Consider the following 17,732-nt stretch of genomic DNA (forward strand, 5'->3'; position numbering starts at 1 on the left):
CCCCCGCCCGCTTCACGAAAGTCGCGTGATGACCGAGTCGGTCTTCCCTCAGCTTGAGGCCCTGCTTCCGCATGTGCAGAAGCCCATCCAGTACGTCGGCGGTGAACTCAACTCCACGGTCAAGGAGTGGGAGAGCTGCGACGTCCGCTGGGCTCTCATGTACCCGGACGCGTACGAAGTCGGGCTGCCCAACCAGGGCGTCATGATCCTGTACGAGGTGCTCAACGAGCGCGAGGGCGTCCTCGCCGAGCGCACCTACAGCGTGTGGCCCGACCTCGAAGAACTGATGCGCGAGCACAAGGTGCCGCAGTTCACCGTGGACAGCCACCGCCCGGTCTCCGCCTTCGACGTGTTCGGCCTGTCCTTCTCCACGGAGCTGGGCTACACCAACATGCTCACGGCCCTGGACCTCGCCGGCATCCCGCTGGAGGCCCGCAACCGTACCGTCGACCACCCGATCGTCCTCGCGGGCGGCCACGCGGCCTTCAACCCCGAGCCGATCGCGGAGTTCATCGACTGCGCGGTCATCGGCGACGGCGAGCAGGCCGTCCTCGACATGACCGAGATCATCCGCACCTGGAAGGCCGAAGGGCGGCCGGGCGGGCGCGAAGAGGTCCTCCTCCGTCTCGCCAAGACCGGCAACGTCTACGTGCCGGGCTTCTACGACGTCGAGTACCTGCCGGACGGTCGCATCGGCCGCGTCGTGCCCAACCGCTCCGGCGTGCCGTGGCGCGTGTCCAAGCACACGGTCATGGACCTCGACGAGTGGCCGTACCCCAAGCAGCCCCTGGTCCCGCTCGCCGAGACCGTCCACGAGCGCATGTCCGTGGAGATCTTCCGCGGCTGCACCCGCGGCTGCCGTTTCTGCCAGGCCGGCATGATCACGCGCCCCGTGCGGGAGCGAAGCATCACCGGCATCGGCGAGATGGTGGAGAAGGGTCTGAAGGCCACCGGCTTCGAGGAGGTCGGTCTCCTCTCGCTGTCCTCCGCGGACCACACCGAGATCGCCGACATCGCCAAGGGCCTCGCCGACCGCTACACGGACGACAAGGTGGGCCTGTCCCTGCCGTCGACCCGCGTGGACGCGTTCAACGTGGACCTGGCCAACGAGCTGACCCGCAACGGTCGCCGCTCCGGCCTGACCTTCGCCCCCGAGGGCGGCTCCGAGCGCATGCGCAAGGTCATCAACAAGATGGTCTCGGAAGAGGACCTGATCCGTACCGTCTCCACGGCGTACGGCAACGGCTGGCGGCAGGTGAAGCTGTACTTCATGTGCGGCCTGCCCACCGAGACCGACGAGGACGTGCTCCAGATCGGCGACATGGCGGTCAACGTCATCGCCAAGGGTCGCGAGGTCTCCGGCCAGAACGACATCCGCTGCACGGTGTCCATCGGCGGGTTCGTGCCCAAGCCGCACACCCCGTTCCAGTGGGCGCCGCAGCTGTCGGCCGAGGAGACGGACGCCCGCCTGGGCAAGCTCCGCGACAAGATCCGCGGCGACAAGAAGTACGGCCGCTCCATCGGCTTCCGCTACCACGACGGCAAGCCGGGCATCGTCGAGGGCCTCCTCTCGCGCGGTGACCGCCGCATCGGCGACGTCATCCGCGCCGTGTACGAGTCGGGCGGCCGCTTCGACGGCTGGCGCGAGCACTTCAGCTACGACCGCTGGATGGAGGCGGCCGAGAAGACCCTGCCCGCCTACGGCGTGGACGTGGCCTGGTACACGACCCGCGAGCGCACCTACGAGGAGGTCCTGCCCTGGGACCACCTGGACTCCGGTCTCGACAAGGACTGGCTCTGGGAGGACTGGCAGGACGCCCTCGACGAGACCGAGGTCGACGACTGCCGCTGGACCCCGTGCTTCGACTGCGGCGTGTGTCCTCAGATGCAGACCGAGATCCAGATCGGCCCCACCGGCAAGAAGCTGCTGCCGCTGTCCGTCGTGAAGTAACCCTTGGGTCACGAGAGGCCCCCGCCCGCAACGGGTGGGGGCCTCTGCCGTGTCCTTCCCTGCATGGAAACAGACAAGCGGCCTCCGTCCGGCGGTGGCGACGGGTGCCTGGTGGGTGTCATCAGGATCCCCGTGAAGATCGTCGCCGTACTTGTCGTACTGCCCGTACGAGTGGTCTGGGAACTGCTGGTCGCCGGGGGCCGGGCCGTGCACCGGCACGTCCTCGCGCCGCTGTACGTCCATGTCCTCGCGCCGCTGCTCCGCGCCCTGGGGTGGCTGCTGACCACCCTCCTCAAGCTGGTCTTCGTCTGGCCGTGGGTCGGGCTGTGGCGGTACCTGATCGTTCCGGTCGGCCAGGGGCTCGCATGGGGGTGGCGGGGTCTGTACGACCAGGTGCTGGCGCCGGCCGGGCGGTTCCTGATCGCCTACCTGCTGCGTCCGCTCGGCGCGGCGCTGGCCTGGGTCGGCCGGGGCGGCATGCGCTACCTGCTCGCGCCCCTCGCCAAGGGCGTCGGTTGGATCGGATGGGCCCTGGGCATGACGCTGTTCGTGTGGCCGTGGGCCGGGCTGTGGCGCTACCTGCTCGCGCCCGTCGGCCGCGGGATCGGGTGGCTCGCCGCCGCGGTCTACCGGTACGTGCTGACCCCCGTCGGGCACGGCCTCGTATGGCTGGCGGTCTCGGTGTTCCGGTATCTGTTGCGGCCGGTCGGGCTGGGTCTCGTGTGGTTCGTGGTCGCGGTGTACCGGTACGTGCTGACTCCCGTCGGGCACGGTCTCGTATGGCTGGCGGTCTCGGTGTCCCGGTATCTGTTGCGGCCCGTCGGGCTCGGCATCGTGTGGCTGGCCGTCGCCCTGTACCGGTACGTGCTCGCTCCCGTCGGACGGGTCCTCGTATGGGCCTGGCACGTGGCCGGGCGGATCGTCGGCGCCCTGTGGCGCGGGCTCAAGCGGGTCGGCTGGGTGTTGGTCGGATGGCCCGCCTCCCGGGTGTACCGGCACGTGCTCACCCCCGTCGGGCATGCCGTGCGCGAGGTCTGGCGGACCGGGCGCGCCGCGGTCCGCGAGGCGCGCGCCACCGTACGCCGCGCGCTGTTCGGTGCTCCTCCCGTGGAACCGTCGAGGTCACGGGCGCGTACTCTGGGTAGTACGACAGCCGCCGACGCGGCACCCGCTGACGAGATCTCCCTGCCCCGACGGCAGGGGTGAGCCGGAGCGGGTCGACAGACCTCAGGGCGACGTGCGAGCCGCGGAGCCCCGCACAAGGAGAAGAACCACTGGGCAAGCGACAGCCCGAAGGCCCGCCTCCCGCACCGGTGGTGCAGCGCATCCGACTGCGCTACACCAAGCGCGGCCGCCTCCGGTTCACCAGCCACCGTGACTTCCAGCGTGCCTTCGAGCGGGCCCTGCGCCGCGCCGAGGTGCCGATGGCGTACTCGGCCGGCTTCACCCCGCACCCGCGCGTCTCGTACGCGAACGCCGCCCCGACCGGCACCGGCAGCGAGGCCGAGTACCTGGAGATCGCCCTCGCCGCGCCCCGCGACCCGCAGAAGCTCCGGGAGCTGCTCGACGAGTCGATGCCCACCGGACTCGACATCATCGACGCCGTCGAGGCCCGCACCTCGGGCCTCGCGGACCGGCTGACCGCCTCCGTGTGGGAGCTGCGCCTGGACGGAGTGGAGCTCGCCGAGGCCGAGCGGGCCGTGGAGGTCTTCCTCGCCGCCGAGACCGTGGAGGTGCAGCGCCGGACCAAGAACGGAATGCGGACCTTCGACACGCGTGGCGCGGTCGTCAGTCTCGAAGCGCTTCCCGCCCCGGCTGATAGGCCGCTGGACAATGCCTGTGCGATACTGCGCCTGGTTGTTCGGCATCTGACACCTGCCGTGCGACCCGACGACGTCCTGTCCGGTCTCCGAGCTGTGGCCGACCTGGCGCCGCCGGTCCCCTCAGCGGTGACCAGGCTGGCGCAGGGGCTCTTCGACGAGGAGTCCGGCACGGTGACCGACCCGCTCGCGCCCGACCGCGAGGCTGACACGGCCGCTCCACCCACGGCCGCCGTAGCAGCCGACGCGAAGGCGCCGGAAGGTCCCGCCGCGTAAGGAACGCCGTCGTCGCGCAGCCCTGGTACTCGGGAGCCACCTGGGTCGGGCCGCGCACAGACCTGAAGACTTCCGCCAGGCCGTACGGACAAGACGTACGGAACCGGCGGCCATGGACTACAGCTCCCGTGTGGCGAACGCGCCCCGGAGGCCGGTTCCGCGCTCATTGCGCGGAGCCGTGCCGGACCGGAAGTCAGCCGCGGCGCCCGGGAGCGTGACGGGAGAACCGCCCGCAATGCTCAACAACGAAAACGACATCACTCCTGCTGGTAGCGCCGACAACGGCAGCCCCAGCGACAACCTGCCGCCGCGCCGTCGCCGCCGTGCCGCCTCCCGGCCCGCGGGCCCGCCCGGTGGCGCCGTCGCCGAGACGGCCCCGGTGACCGAGGCCGCCCCGGCCTCCCCCGCAGAAGAGGCCGCTCCGGCCGCCGCCCCCGCTCGCCCCCGCCGCCGCGCGACCCGCGCCGTGGCCGCCCCGGCGACCTCGGCCGCCGAGGCCGTCGTCGCCGAGACCCCGGCCGCCGAGCCCGTGGCCGCGCCGGTCGTCGAAGAGGCTCCGGCCGCTCCGGCCCCGCGCACCCGCCGTCGTGCCACCCGCGCCGTCGCCGCTCCGGAGGCTCCCGCCGCCGAGGCTCCGGCGCCCGTGGTCGAGGAGGAGGCTCCGGCTGCTCCGGCGCCGCGTGCCCGTCGTCGTGCCACCCGCGCTGTCGCGGCTCCGGACACTGAGGCTGCGGCCGTGGTCGAGGCTCCGGCAGTCGAGGTTCCGGCGCCCGTGGTGGAAGAGGCTCCGGCTGCTCCGGCGCCGCGTGCCCGTCGTCGTGCCACCCGCGCCGTCGCCGCTCCGGCCACCGAGGCCGCTGCCGTGGCCGAGGCTCCCGCCGCCGAGCCGGCGCCCGTCGTGGAGGAGGCCCCCAAGGCCGCCCGCGCCGTGACCGTCGCCGACGCCGTGGACTCGCCCAAGCGCGGCGGCCGCCGCCGCGCCACCCGCTCCGCCGCTCCGGCCGCCGCCCCGCAGCCCGTCGCCGAGAGCGCCGAGCCCGCTGCTCCGGCCCGCGCCCGCCGCGCCGCTCGTCCCGCCGTGGCCGTCTTCCAGGCCCCGGTCTTCGCCGAGCCGATGTTCCAGACCCCCGAGACCGCTGCCATGGCCGCCGCTGCCGCTCGCGCCGCCGCCCCGGCCGAAGAGGTCGAGGAGGAAGAGGAGACCGAGCTCGAGGCCGAGGTCACCGCGGCTCCCGTCGCACAGCCCGCCGGTCGCCGCCGGCGCCGTGGGCGCGGCGCCGCCGAGGCCGCTCCGGTCGCCGAGACCGCCCCGGTCTCCCTCCCCGAGGTGCTCGCGGAGGAGCCGGAGGCCGAGGCCGCCGAGCTCGACGAGGAGTCCGCCGAGTTCGAAGAGGGCGACGAGTCGGGCGAGCGCCCGTCGCGCCGCCGTCGTCGCGGTGGCCGTCGTCGCCGTCGCGGTGAGGCCGCCGACCTCGACGAGTCCGCCGAGGACGAGGCCGAGGCCGCCGAGCAGGAGACCGCCGAGCGGGACGCCGAGGAGGAAGAGGACGAGGAGGCCGACGAGGCCCTCGGCTCCAGCTCCAGCCGCCGTCGCCGTCGCCGCCGTCGCCGTAGTGGCGAGGGCCCGGCCGAGACCGCCGAAGCGGGCGACGAGGACGGCGTGCGCACCGTCGTCAAGGTCCGCGAGCCGCGCCCCGCGCGGGAGAAGACCGAGTCCTCCGACGAGGTCCAGTCCATCAAGGGCTCGACCCGCCTGGAGGCGAAGAAGCAGCGCCGCCGCGAGGGCCGCGAGCAGGGCCGCCGCCGGGTGCCGATCATCACCGAGGCCGAGTTCCTGGCCCGCCGCGAGGCCGTCGAGCGCGTCATGGTCGTCCGCCAGGCCGGCGAGCGCACCCAGATCGGCGTCCTCGAGGACAACGTGCTCGTCGAGCACTACGTCAACAAGGAAGAGGCCACGTCGTACGTCGGCAACGTCTACCTGGGCAAGGTCCAGAACGTGCTGCCGTCCATGGAGGCCGCCTTCATCGACATCGGCAAGGGCCGAAACGCCGTCCTGTACGCCGGTGAGGTCAACTTCGAGGCGCTCGGCATGGCCAACGGGCCGCGCCGCATCGAGTCCGCCCTCAAGTCCGGCCAGTCGGTCCTGGTGCAGGTCACCAAGGACCCGATCGGCCACAAGGGCGCCCGCCTGACCAGCCAGGTCTCGCTGCCCGGCCGCTACCTGGTCTACGTGCCCGAGGGCTCGATGACCGGCATCAGCCGCAAGCTGCCCGACACCGAGCGCGCGCGTCTGAAGACCATCCTCAAGAAGATCGTCCCCGAGGACGCGGGCGTCATCGTGCGCACCGCCGCCGAGGGCGCGAGCGAGGACGAGCTGCGCCGCGACGTCGAGCGTCTGCAGGCCCAGTGGGAGGACATCCAGAAGAAGTCGAAGCAGATCTCGACCTCTTCGCCGAGCCTGCTGTACGGCGAGCCGGACATGACCGTCCGCGTCGTGCGCGACATCTTCAACGAGGACTTCTCGAAGGTCATCGTCAGCGGCGACGGCGCCTGGGAGACCATCCACGGCTACGTGAACCACGTGGCCCCGGACCTGGCCGACCGGCTGTCCCGCTGGACCTCCGAGGTCGACGTCTTCGCGACGTACCGGATCGACGAGCAGCTCGCCAAGGCGCTCGACCGCAAGGTGTGGCTGCCCTCGGGCGGCTCGCTTGTGATCGACAAGACCGAGGCGATGATCGTCATCGACGTCAACACCGGCAAGTTCACCGGTCAGGGCGGCAACCTCGAAGAGACCGTCACCAGGAACAACCTGGAGGCGGCCGAGGAGATCGTGCGCCAGCTGCGGCTGCGCGACCTGGGCGGCATCGTCGTCATCGACTTCATCGACATGGTCCTGGAGTCCAACCGCGACCTGGTCCTGCGGCGCATGCTGGAGTGCCTGGGCCGCGACCGTACGAAGCACCAGGTGGCCGAGGTCACCTCGCTGGGCCTGGTCCAGATGACCCGCAAGCGGGTGGGCCAGGGTCTGCTGGAGTCCTTCTCCGAGACCTGCGTCCACTGCAACGGCCGCGGTGTCATCGTGCACATGGAGCAGCCGACCGCGATCGGTGGCGGTGGCAACGGCAAGCGCTCCAAGCGCCGCGGCGGCCGTGCCGAGTTCGACCAGCACGACCACGAGGTCGAGACGGTCGAGGCGGTCGAGCCCGAGGCCTTCGAGTCCGAGGCGGAGGTGGCTGCCGAGGCGGCCGCGCCGCGCGCCCTGCCCGAGCCGGAGTTCGTCGCGGACGAGGAGCTCTACAGCAGCCCGGCCGAGGCCGAGGCCGCTGCGGGCATCAGCGGTCGCCGCAACCGGCGCCGTGCCACCCGTAAGGCCACCGCTCCGGCGGGCGCCCCGCGCGGTGCGGTCGCCCCGGCCCAGGCTCCGGTGCAGGCCCCGGCCCCCGTGGTCGTGGACGAGCCGGTGACCGAGCCGGCCGAGACGGTGCTGGAGCCCGCTCCCGAGTTCGTCGCCGAGACCGCCCCGGCCGCCCCGGTCGCGGAGGTCGTGGAGACGGTCGAGGAGGCCGCGCCGAAGGGCCGTACCCGTCGCCGCGCGACCCGTAAGGCCACCGCGCCGGCGGGCGCCCCGGCCCCCGCGGCCGAGGTGGCACCGGAGCCGGAGCCGGTCGTCGTGCCGGAGCCGGAGCCCGTCGTCGAGCCGGAGCCCGAGGCCGTCGCCGTCGCCGAGGTCGAGGAGGCCCCCGTCGCGGAGGCCGCTCCGGCCCGTCCGCGCCGTCGTGCCACCCGCAAGGCCACCGCGCCCGCCGGTTCCCCGGCCGGCGCGGCAGAGGCCGCCGTGGTGGTCGTCGAGGCCCCGTCGCCCGCCGAGGAGGCAGCCGAGGCGCCCGCCGAGGAAGCCGCACCGGCGGTCGAGGAAGCCGCACCGGCCAAGAAGGCCGCCAAGAAGGCCCCGGCCAAGAAGGCGACCGCGGCGAAGAAGGCCCCGGCCAAGAAGGCGGCGGCCGCCAAGAAGACCGTGGCCAAGAAGGCGGCCACGACCAAGAAGACCGCGGCGAAGCGGGCGACGAAGAAGACCGCGGCGGCGGAGCAGCAGACGCCTCCGTCCGTGTCGGCTCCGACCGAAGCCTGATCCACCGCTGAGTGACACAGCGTCCGTGGGCCCCGCCGAGTGGCGGGGCCCACGGCCGTACGGGCCCGGTTTGACCCTCCGGAACCGGCCCCGTAACCTAGACCGTCGGCGTGTCTTAGAGAGCGCCGCGCTCCTGAGCACCTTCCTCACGTTCCGCACGCGCAAGCGGCGGGCGCGAGAGGCCGCTCGTCCAATCCGGATCGGTGCGGTTCCGTCTTCTCGGCGGGGCTTGCCTGAGCGGCTGGCTTCAGGAGCATCCGTCCCGAGTGAGAGAGAGATCCGCGTGTACGCCATCGTGCGCAGCGGTGGTCGCCAGCACAAGGTTGCTGTCGGCGACATCGTTGAGGTTGACAAGATTTCCACTGCCAAGGTTGGCGACACGGTCGAGCTCTCGACCCTGCTCGTTGTCGACGGCGAAGCCGTGACCAGCGACCCGTGGGTCCTGGCCGGCATCAAGGTCACGGCCGAGGTTGTGGACCACCACAAGGGCGCCAAGATCGACATCCTGCGCTACAAGAACAAGACCGGCTACCGCCGTCGCCAGGGTCACCGCCAGCAGTACACGGCGATCAAGGTCACCGGTATCCCCGCGGCTGCGAAGTAAGAGGGACTGAGACATGGCACACAAGAAGGGCGCATCGTCCACCCGGAACGGGCGCGACTCCAATGCCCAGCGGCTCGGCGTGAAGCGCTTCGGCGGTCAGGTCGTTTCCGCTGGTGAGATCCTCGTCCGCCAGCGCGGCACCCACTTCCACCCGGGTTCGGGTGTCGGTCGTGGTGGCGACGACACGCTGTTCGCGCTGCAGGCCGGTTCGGTCGAGTTCGGCACGCACCGTGGCCGCAAGGTCGTCAACATCGTTCCGGCCGCCTGATCCAGCTCCTGCTGATCTAGCGCGTTCGTAACTTCCCGAGGGCGGATCTCAGCTCTTCCCGGCGCAAGCCGGGAAGAGAGGTCCGCCCTCGGCGCGTTGTCATACAGACCACGTTTTAATGGGCAGGGGTAGTCATACGTCCTGCCCGGGACATTCCCGTATGTATCTGGAGGAACACCCATGACCACCTTCGTGGACCGCGTCGAGCTGCACGTCGCCGCGGGTAACGGGGGCCACGGCTGCGCCTCCGTTCACCGGGAGAAGTTCAAGCCGCTCGGCGGCCCCGACGGTGGAAACGGCGGCCGTGGCGGCGACGTCATCCTGGTGGTGGAGCAGGCGATCACCACGCTGCTGGACTACCACCACAGCCCCCACCGCAAGGCCACGAACGGCAAGCCCGGCGAGGGCGGCAACCGCTCCGGCAAGGACGGCCAGGACCTGGTCCTGCCCGTGCCGGACGGCACCGTCGTCCTCGACAAGGAGGGCAACGTCCTCGCGGACCTGGTCGGCCAGGGAACCACCTACGTGGCCGCCGAGGGCGGTCGCGGCGGTCTCGGCAACGCCGCGCTCTCCTCCGCCCGCCGCAAGGCCCCCGGCTTCGCGCTCCTCGGTGTCCCCGGCACCACCGGCGACATCGTCCTGGAGCTCAAGACCGTCGCCGACGTGGCGCTGGTCGGCTTCCCGAGCGCCGGCAAGTCCTCGCTGATCTCGGTGCTCTCCTCCGCCAAGCCGAAGATCGCGGACTACCCCTTCACCACCCTCGTCCCGAACCTGGGCGTCGTCACGGCCGGTTCCACGGTCTACACGATCGCCGACGTCCCGGGTCTGATCCCCGGCGCCAGCCAGGGCCGTGGCCTGGGCCTGGAGTTCCTGCGGCACGTCGAGCGCTGCTCGGTGCTGGTGCACGTCCTGGACACCGCCACGCTGGAGTCCGACCGCGACCCGATCGCCGACCTCGACGTCATCGAGGAGGAGCTCAAGCTCTACGGCGGCGGCCTGGAGAAGCGTCCGCGCCTCGTCGTCCTCAACAAGGTCGACATCCCGGACGGCCAGGAGCTCGCCGACATGGTCCGCCCGGACCTGGAGGCCCGCGGCTACAAGGTCTTCGAGGTCTCCGCGGTCGCCCGTACGGGTCTGAAGGAGCTTTCCTACTTCCTCGCCGAGGTCATCGCCAAGGCCCGCGCCCGCAAGCCGAAGGAGGAGGCGACCCGCATCGTCATCCGCCCGAAGGCCGTGGACGACGCCGGTTTCACCGTCACCTACGACGAGGTCGAGGACGTCTACAAGGTGCGCGGCGAGAAGCCGGAGCGCTGGGTCCGCCAGACCGACTTCAACAACGACGAGGCCGTCGGCTACCTGGCCGACCGCCTCAACCGCCTCGGTGTCGAGGACGCGCTCAAGAAGGCCGGCGCCCGCGCCGGTGACGGCGTGGCCATCGGCTCCGACGAGAACGCGGTCGTCTTCGACTGGGAGCCGACCATGATGGCCGGCGCCGAGATGCTGGGCCGCCGCGGCGAGGACCACCGGATGGACGCGCCGCGCCCGGCCACGACGCGCCGCAAGGAGAAGGAAGCCAAGCGCGGGGACTCGGCGCAGCAGGAATACGACGAATTCCGGCCGTTCTGATCCCCTCGCGAGGGACTTGTGCCCGGAAGGTTTGAATGCGCCTTTACGTGGGTCGCCTAGGATCTTCCGGGTGAACAGCAGCAACCTACCCACCGTGTCCGTCGTGGTCATCGCGTACAACGACGCCGGTCTCGTGGGCGAGGCCGTTTCCTCGGCCCTCGCCCAGGGCCCGGTGGTCGCCGAGGTCATCGCGGTGAACGACGCCTCGTCCGACGGCACCGCACGGGTGCTGGACGAACTGGCCGCAGAGCACCCCCGCCTCAAGGTCGTGCACCGGACGGAGAACAGCGGGGGGTGCGGCACCCCGCGCAACGACGGGATCGCGACTGCTTCCGGCCGGTACGTGCTCTTCCTCGACAGCGACGACGTCCTGCCGCCGGGGGCCGCCGAAGCCCTCGTGCGCACCGCCGAGGAACACCGCGCCCCGGTCACCGTCGGCGCGGCGGTACGGCGCGAGCTACCCCAGCACCACGACGTCCCGTGGATGCCGGGGCTGCACACGCCGGGCGAGGTGATCGAGCGGCCGGTGGACCGGCCCGAGCTCGTCCGCGACACCCTCTGCGTCAACAAGCTGTACGAGCGCGCCTTCCTCCAGGAGCACGGCCTGCGCTTCCCCGATGGCCGGTTCATCTACGAGGACTTCGTCTTCACCGCCCGCGTGCTCGCCGCGGCCCCCCGCATCGCCGTCACCGGCGACCTCGTCTACGTCTGGCACGTGCGCCGCAGCGCGGCCCAGGTGTCGATCTCCCTGGACCGCAAGGACGTCGGGAACTGGCGCTCCCGCATCGAGGCCCACCGCACGGCCGCCCGGATCCTCGCCGAGGCCTCCCCGGTGCTGGGCAGCGCCTGCCGGGTGAAGTTCCTCGAGTACGACCTGCGCATGTACCTGCGCGAGCTCGGCCGGGACCCCGAGTACCAGGCCGCCTGGTGGACCCTGACCCGCGAATACGTCGACACCTTCCCCGAGGCCGACATCGAGTCCGCCGCGGCCCACGCCCGCTGGATCGTTTCCGTGCTGCGCGCCACCGCGACCCCGCCCGCCGATGTCGAGCGGCTCACCCGGCTGGCCGCCGAACCGCCGCGGCTGCTGCCCCCGTACGCGACCGGTCCCACCGGAGTTCCGGTGTGGAGCGAGGAGCTCCCGGTCGAGCTGGCGGGTCTCTCCGCGCTGCCGGTCGGCGAGCTGCCCGTCACCGTCGACGCCGAACCGGCCGGCCGCGCCGCCGTCCGGATCCGCGTGCACGACCTGTACGGGCGCCTCGCCGAGGCCGGGCCCGTCACCGCGCAGCTGAGCTTCAAGCTCCGTGCGGGCGGCGAGGCGGTCTTCGCGCAGCCGGTCGAGCTGCACTCCGACCCCGACCGCAGCGGCGGCTGGATCGCCGTGCTGCCGTTCCGCCTCGCCGATTTGGCCGTCACGGGCCGCCGCCAGGGGGTGCGCAGGATGCAGGCGTGGAACGTCGGGGTGGGCGTGCAGTGTGCCGACGGGAGCTCGGTGTTCACCTCCTTGCGCCCCCGGGGCCGACTGCTTCGCCGTCGGGCGCTGCCCAGCAGCCGGTACGGTGTGCTGCTGGCGCAGCCTTACCGGACGGGGGCCGGCGCCCTCGCGCTGCGCCTCGCGCCCGGCGCCGAGGGCGCGCTGTACCTCGTGCGCAACCGCCTCGACCGGGCCCGGGCGGGCCGTGGGGCGGGCTGAGGCCCCGTAGGCGGTCCCGGCCGCAGGCCTGCACACCGCCGCGCCCTCGATCCCGAAGTCGGACAGGACCAAGAAGTCGGACAGGACCAAGGAGACACACATGACGTTTCTGATCACCGGTGGCGCCGGATACATCGGCGCGCACGTCGTCCGCGCGATGCGGCTCGCGGGGGAGGAGGTCGTCGTCTTCGACGACCTCTCCACGGGCGACGAGGACCGCGTACCGGAAGGCGTCCCGCTGGTGGTCGGCTCCGTCCTCGACCGGCTGGCCGTGGAGGAGGTCATCCGCAAGCACAAGATCACCGGCGTGGTGCACCTGGCGGGCAAGAAGCAGGTCGGCGAGTCCGTCGAGAAGCCGATGTACTACTACCACGAGAACGTGCAGGGCCTGGCCGTCCTGCTCCAGGCCGTGGCCGACGCGGGCGTCCGCAACTTCCTCTTCTCCTCCTCCGCCTCCGTCTACGGCATGCCCGACGTGGACCTGGTCACCGAGGACACCCCGTGCAAGCCGCTGAGCCCCTACGGCGAGACCAAGCTGGCCGGAGAGTGGCTGGTGCGCGCCGCGGGCAGGGCGCACGGCATCTCCACCGCCTGCCTGCGCTACTTCAACGTGGCGGGCGCCGCGACCCCGGAGCTCGCCGACACCGGCGTTTTCAACCTGGTCCCGATGGTCTTCGAGCGCTACGACGCCGGCCAGGGCGCCAAGATCTTCGGTGACGACTACCCGACCCCCGACGGCACCTGCATCCGCGACTACATCCACGTCGAGGACCTCGCGGAGGCCCATGTGGCGGCCGCCCGCAAGCTGGCCGAGTGGGCCGCGGCCGGCGACCACAAGGACCTCACCGTCAACATCGGGCGCGGCGAGGGCGTATCGGTCGCCGAGATGGTCGAGCTCATGAACGAGAACACCGGGCACGACATCGCCCCCGTGATCAGCCCGCGCCGCCCGGGCGACCCGGCGAAGGTCGTGGCCTCGGCCGACAAGATCACCGGGGAGCTGGGTTGGAAGGCCCGGCACGACGTCCGCGAGATGGTCGTCTCCGCCTGGGCGGGCTGGGAGGCCAACAAGGTGGCCCGCAAGGACGCCCACCGGGACGTCCACAAGCCCTGACCGGGCGGAAGCCGATCCGTACGTGCCGTACGTGCCGCACGTGCCGTATGTGAAGCAGCAGCCCGCCCCGGACGCGTCCGGGGCGGGCTGCTGCTTCACATACGTGCCGGGGAGCGGGCGGCGGTCAGCGCTCCAGGAAGGAGAACAGCTCTTCCCACCGGTCGGTGATCTCGGGGCTGGAGTACCGCTTGACCGAACGGAAGGCGTTGTCCCCGAGCCGGTCGCGCAGCTCCCGGTCGGACATCAGCTCGCGCAGGTGGCCGGCCAGCTCCATCGTGTTGCCCAGCCGGGCCAGCAGCCCGTCCTCGCCGTGCTCGACGATCTCCCGTACGCCCGGCGCGCAGTCGAAGGCGGCCGGCGGCACGCCCGCCGCCATCGCTTCCAGCAGCGTGATCGGGAAGCCCTCGGCCCGTGAGGCCTGGGCGAAGACCGAGGCTCCGCGCAGGGCGCCCAGTACGTCGGCGGTGCTTCCCATCCACTCCACGGAGTCGTCCAGGCCCAGCGAGGTGCAGTACGCCTTCAGCGTCGCCTCCTCCGTGCCCGCCCCGTAGATCCGCAGGGTCCAGTCGGGGTGGTGCGGTGCGACGTCCGCCCAGGTGTCGAGCAGCAGGTCGACGCCCTTCTCGAAGGCGAGGCGGCCGACGCACGCCACGACCTTCTCCGTGCGGGGCGCGGGGGAGTCGGGCATGAAGGGCAGCGGGTTCGGCATGCTCCCCACGTTCTCCATGCCGGCCCGGATCCACAGGTCCGCGTCCTCGGCGGTGAGCACCAGCAGCCGGTCGACCTGCGGGTAGAAGCGGCGGACCCGCTCCCCGCGGGTGGACTTCTGGCTGGCCTCGAAGGACTCGTGGCTCATCCCGATGACGGTGAGCCCCTTGGTGTCGGCGAGCGCCACCCACTCCATCGCCCAGACCTGGGTGACGATGACGACACCGCCCGGACGGGCTGCCCGCAGCAGCTCGCTCAGCCGCTCCGCCTTGACCCGCATCTGCGCCCGCCGGGCTGCCTGGCGGCGCCGCTCGGGCGCGTTCAGCCGGCCCTTGATCCCGCGCAGCCGGCGGGCCGACGGCGGGTGTGCGTCGTAGAGCGTGGTCATCTCGTACGGCAGACCCTGCGGCAGCTTCTGCCGGATGTCGTCGGCGACCGGGGCGATGCCCACGATGTGCACCCGGTGGCCGCGATCGGTGAACTGCCGGGCCATCTGGTGCGACCAGGTGGTCACGCCGCCGATCTCGTCGACGTTGTTGGAGACGATGAAGATGTCACGGCCGCCCGGGGTGGCGGTCTGCTGGCTCACTTGCCGCTCCTGGTGAAGAACTTCTCTACGATCTGGCGGGCTGCGTCCCCGCGGTCGTACTCGCCGAACTCGGCGAGGAAACGCTGCCGTGCCTGGGCGTACTTGACGTCGGCCTCCTCGAAGGCCGCGAGGGCCTGGAGGAGTTCGTCCGCCGTGGCCACCACCGGGCCCGGGGCCTTCTCCTTCAGGTCGAAGTACGTGCCGCGGATGTCGGTGGCGTACTTCTCGTAGTCGTACGCGAAGAACAGCATCGGCCGGTCCAGGACCGCGTAGTCGAACATCACGGACGAGTAGTCGGTGATCAGACCGTCGGCGAGGGCCAGCAGCGGGGTGATGTCGTGGTGCCGGGACACGTCGATGACGCGGCCCGCGACGGACGGCGGCAGCGAGACGCTGTTGAGGTAGTGGGTCCGCACCAGCAGCGTGAAGCGGTCGCCGAGCCGGTCCGCGAACTCCTCCACGTCGAAGGGGAAGTCGAAGCCCTCCACCGCGCCGTCCGCGCCCGCCCGGAAGGTCGGCGCGTACAGCAGCACCTTCTTGTCCGGGTCGATGCCGAGCTCGCCCGCGAGGGGCCCGCGCACCCGCTCACCGCTGTTCGACTCGGCCCGGTGCACCTCGACGAGGGCGTCGTTGCGCGGGTAGCCCGTGCGCAGCAGCACCTCGTCGCGCAGCCGGAAGCCCTTGGCGAGGGTGCGGGTGTCGTGCTCGGAGCGGATCAGGAAGTGGTCGAAGCGGTCCACGGCCGCCTGGAAACGGGCCTGGCCGGCCCGGCCCTGCGCCTTGGTCCGGGGCTCGTGGAAGCCCATCCGCTTGAGCGCCGAGCCGTGCCAGGTCTGGATGTACGTGGTGCCCGGGCGCTTGGCCAGCGCCAGCGGGAAGCCCTGGTTGTCGACCCAGTACTCGGCCTGCGCGAGGGCGCGCAGGTACGGCCAGCTCCAGCGCTTGACCAGGGTGGCCTCCTTGGGGAAGCCGGTGGGCTTGGCGCCCGCGTACGACCAGATCGCCTCGAACGGCGCGCCCTGGCGGACCAGCTCCTCGTAGATCGCCTTGGGGCTGTCGCTGTACTGCTTGCCCATGTGGCTCTCGAAGACGACCGTGCCCTTCTTGATCGGCAGCTTCGAGAAGACCTCGTGGTAGACCTTCACCTTCTGCTCGCCGGAGCCCATGTTGCGGCGGGCCCGCAGTGCCTTGCGCAGGCCCCGCTTGACCACGCCGGCCGCCTTGCCCTGTATGGCGTTGTTGATCAGCGACTGGGTGCGGACGGCGGCGGCGCCCTCGGCGCTCAGCACGTAGCTGAGATTGCCCTTCTTGGTCATCTGGGGCCCGAAGCGGTCGGAGACCAACCGGGTCAGCCGCGGGCGCACGCGCAGCCGGGCCGCCGACTCCAGGTCGACCCCGCCGATCGCGACACGGGTGGTGATCCGTTCGCCGCCCGCGGTCAGCTTGAGGCGGACGTCCCAGACGGCGTCGATGATGCCGAGCGGACGGACCGTGCTCGCGACGTCGGCGGTGCCGGTCCACTCGATCGTGTCACCGGCGTGGCGGACGGTTTCCACCGGGAAGCTGAAGGAGCGCACGCCGATCTGCCGGCGGGCCCGGAACTCCAGCGTGGCCTTCAGCGCCGCGTCGGCCGGGATCCGGCCCAGCGGGTTCACCACGGAGCCGGACAGGGTGACCGTGCCGCGGCCGTCGTCCTCGTAGGAGGTGAGCCGGTTGCCCAGGGTGAGGGAGGTGAGCGGCGTGGTGTGGAAGGCCTGCTCGGTGACGTCCAGTATCCGGCGGGCCTCGGCACCGTCGGGACCGTCGATGTGCTGCGCGCACCAGTAGACGCGCCCGTCGCGCTCGGCGAGGGGGGAGGTGAGCCGGCCCTTGTTGGTCATGGCGTCGGCGGCCGGGAGCAGGTTGTCCCAGTCCTCCTTGCCCAGCAGGTACGCGCAGATCGCCTGGAGGTACGTGACGTTCTCGTACGCCGCCGGGTCGATCCCCTCCAGGTAGCCGTTGGCGAGGCGGGCGAACTCCTGGCGGTATTCGTCGCTCAGCAGCGGCAGGTCGCGCAGGTGCAGGACGAGGTCGTGCTTGAGGAACTTGGCGTCCTTCGCGGACTTGATGTCCGTGTGGCCCTTTTCGGCCAACAGGGCGTCGACGCGGCGGTGGATCTCCATCCGGTGGACGAAGTTCGCGATCTCGTGGCGCCGGTTGCTGATCGACAGGGCCGCGGCCTTCTCGACCACGTTCCAGTAGTAGACGTGGTTCGGGATCAGCGTGATGCGGCGGGCGGCCACGTAGGCCTGCGCGGAGAACAGCAGGTCCTCGTAGTGGATGCCGACCGGGAACTCCAGTCCCTGCTCCAGCAGGAACGCGCGCCGGTAGCACTTGTTCGTGGAGAGGGTGTCGTAGACCAGCAGGTCGGGATACTCGGTGATCGACTCCAGGGTGCGGGTGCGCGAGTAGATCCAGGGGTACCACTCGGTGGTCTTGCCCCACCGGTTGTCGAGGTGCACGCGTACGCACATGCCCGCGACCAGGTCGGATCCGGTCCGCTCGGCGGCGTCCAGCATGTTCCGGCAGGCGTTGCGCTCCAGCACGTCGTCGCTGTCGAGGAACATCACGTACGTTCCGGTGGCCTGCTGGATGCCGTGGTTGCGCGGCGCACCGCAGCCGCCGCTGTTCTCCGGCAGCTGGAAGGCGCGCACCCTCCCCGGATGTGCAGATTCCAGTTCCTGGGCGACCGCGTACGAGCGGTCCTTGCTGCAGTCGTCGACGATCACGACTTCGACGCTGTGCAGGGTCTGGTCCAGAACCGACCGGACTGCTGTCGGCAGACGCTCTGCGTCGTTGTAGACGATGACGACCACGGAGACGTCGGGCACGTGCACCTCGATCCCTTCGTTTCGTTTCGTTTCGTTCAGCTGATTCCGCTTATCTCGTCCACGCTACCGTGTGCCGCCCTC

The 17,732-nt window shown here is 71.4% G+C and carries 11 protein-coding genes; 9 read left to right on the forward strand and 2 right to left on the reverse strand.

What is annotated here, in order from left to right:
- The first annotated feature begins 25 nt into the window (after positions 1 to 25).
- The 9 genes from OG207_RS28355 to galE all read left to right on the forward strand — a co-directional run bounded on the left by OG207_RS28355 (position 26) and on the right by galE (position 13,484).
- A complete protein-coding gene (locus OG207_RS28355) occupies positions 26 to 1,951 on the forward strand; it encodes a TIGR03960 family B12-binding radical SAM protein (RefSeq protein WP_301371177.1) in 1,926 nt (641 codons plus the stop codon).
- A gap of 63 nt (positions 1,952 to 2,014) precedes the next feature.
- Positions 2,015 to 3,157 (forward strand): hypothetical protein, encoded by a 1,143-nt coding sequence (locus OG207_RS28360; protein ID WP_329102099.1) that lies wholly within the window; start codon positions 2,015 to 2,017, stop codon positions 3,155 to 3,157.
- A 110-nt stretch (positions 3,158 to 3,267) separates the two neighbouring features.
- Entirely contained in the window at positions 3,268 to 4,047 is a 780-nt protein-coding gene (locus tag OG207_RS28365) for a TIGR03936 family radical SAM-associated protein (RefSeq protein WP_329102101.1), read from the forward strand.
- Positions 4,048 to 4,282: 235 nt separating this feature from the next.
- Positions 4,283 to 8,179, forward strand: a complete 3,897-nt coding sequence (locus OG207_RS28370; protein WP_329102103.1) for an Rne/Rng family ribonuclease — start codon at positions 4,283 to 4,285, stop codon at positions 8,177 to 8,179.
- Positions 8,180 to 8,462: 283 nt separating this feature from the next.
- A complete protein-coding gene (rplU, locus tag OG207_RS28375) occupies positions 8,463 to 8,783 on the forward strand; it encodes a 50S ribosomal protein L21 (protein WP_030013082.1) in 321 nt (106 codons plus the stop codon).
- Positions 8,784 to 8,796: 13 nt separating this feature from the next.
- The gene (gene rpmA / locus OG207_RS28380; RefSeq protein WP_030013081.1) at positions 8,797 to 9,051 is read left to right on the forward strand and encodes a 50S ribosomal protein L27; all 255 of its coding nucleotides are present in this window, start codon (positions 8,797 to 8,799) and stop codon (positions 9,049 to 9,051) included.
- A gap of 180 nt (positions 9,052 to 9,231) precedes the next feature.
- Positions 9,232 to 10,677 (forward strand): GTPase ObgE, encoded by a 1,446-nt coding sequence (gene obgE, locus OG207_RS28385; protein ID WP_329102105.1) that lies wholly within the window; start codon positions 9,232 to 9,234, stop codon positions 10,675 to 10,677.
- Between the two features lie 70 nt (positions 10,678 to 10,747).
- A complete protein-coding gene (locus OG207_RS28390) occupies positions 10,748 to 12,370 on the forward strand; it encodes a glycosyltransferase family 2 protein (protein WP_329102107.1) in 1,623 nt (540 codons plus the stop codon).
- Between the two features lie 100 nt (positions 12,371 to 12,470).
- The gene (galE, locus tag OG207_RS28395) at positions 12,471 to 13,484 is read left to right on the forward strand and encodes a UDP-glucose 4-epimerase GalE (protein ID WP_329102109.1); all 1,014 of its coding nucleotides are present in this window, start codon (positions 12,471 to 12,473) and stop codon (positions 13,482 to 13,484) included.
- A gap of 124 nt (positions 13,485 to 13,608) precedes the next feature.
- Here the strand turns inward: galE and OG207_RS28400 are convergent, their stop codons facing one another.
- Both OG207_RS28400 and OG207_RS28405 read right to left on the reverse strand, forming a co-directional pair.
- The gene (locus OG207_RS28400; protein ID WP_329102111.1) at positions 13,609 to 14,781 is read right to left on the reverse strand and encodes a glycosyltransferase; all 1,173 of its coding nucleotides are present in this window, start codon (positions 14,779 to 14,781) and stop codon (positions 13,609 to 13,611) included.
- Complete coding sequence (locus OG207_RS28405; protein ID WP_329102113.1) at positions 14,778 to 17,657, reverse strand: bifunctional glycosyltransferase/CDP-glycerol:glycerophosphate glycerophosphotransferase; 2,880 nt, start codon at positions 17,655 to 17,657, stop codon at positions 14,778 to 14,780. Before OG207_RS28405 ends, OG207_RS28400 begins: the two co-directional genes overlap by 4 nt.
- Positions 17,658 to 17,732 lie beyond the last annotated feature (75 nt).

Source organism: Streptomyces sp. NBC_01439 (assembly GCF_036227605.1).
Classification (GTDB): Bacteria; Actinomycetota; Actinomycetes; order Streptomycetales; family Streptomycetaceae; genus Streptomyces.

Coding starts and splice junctions, on each gene's coding strand:
- galE (WP_329102109.1), top strand. CDS start 12,471: ATGACGTTTCTGATCACCGGTGGCGCCGGATACATCGGCGCGCACGTC.
- OG207_RS28360 (WP_329102099.1), top strand. CDS start 2,015: ATGGAAACAGACAAGCGGCCTCCGTCCGGCGGTGGCGACGGGTGCCTG.
- obgE (WP_329102105.1), top strand. CDS start 9,232: ATGACCACCTTCGTGGACCGCGTCGAGCTGCACGTCGCCGCGGGTAAC.
- OG207_RS28370 (WP_329102103.1), top strand. CDS start 4,283: ATGCTCAACAACGAAAACGACATCACTCCTGCTGGTAGCGCCGACAAC.
- rpmA (WP_030013081.1), top strand. CDS start 8,797: ATGGCACACAAGAAGGGCGCATCGTCCACCCGGAACGGGCGCGACTCC.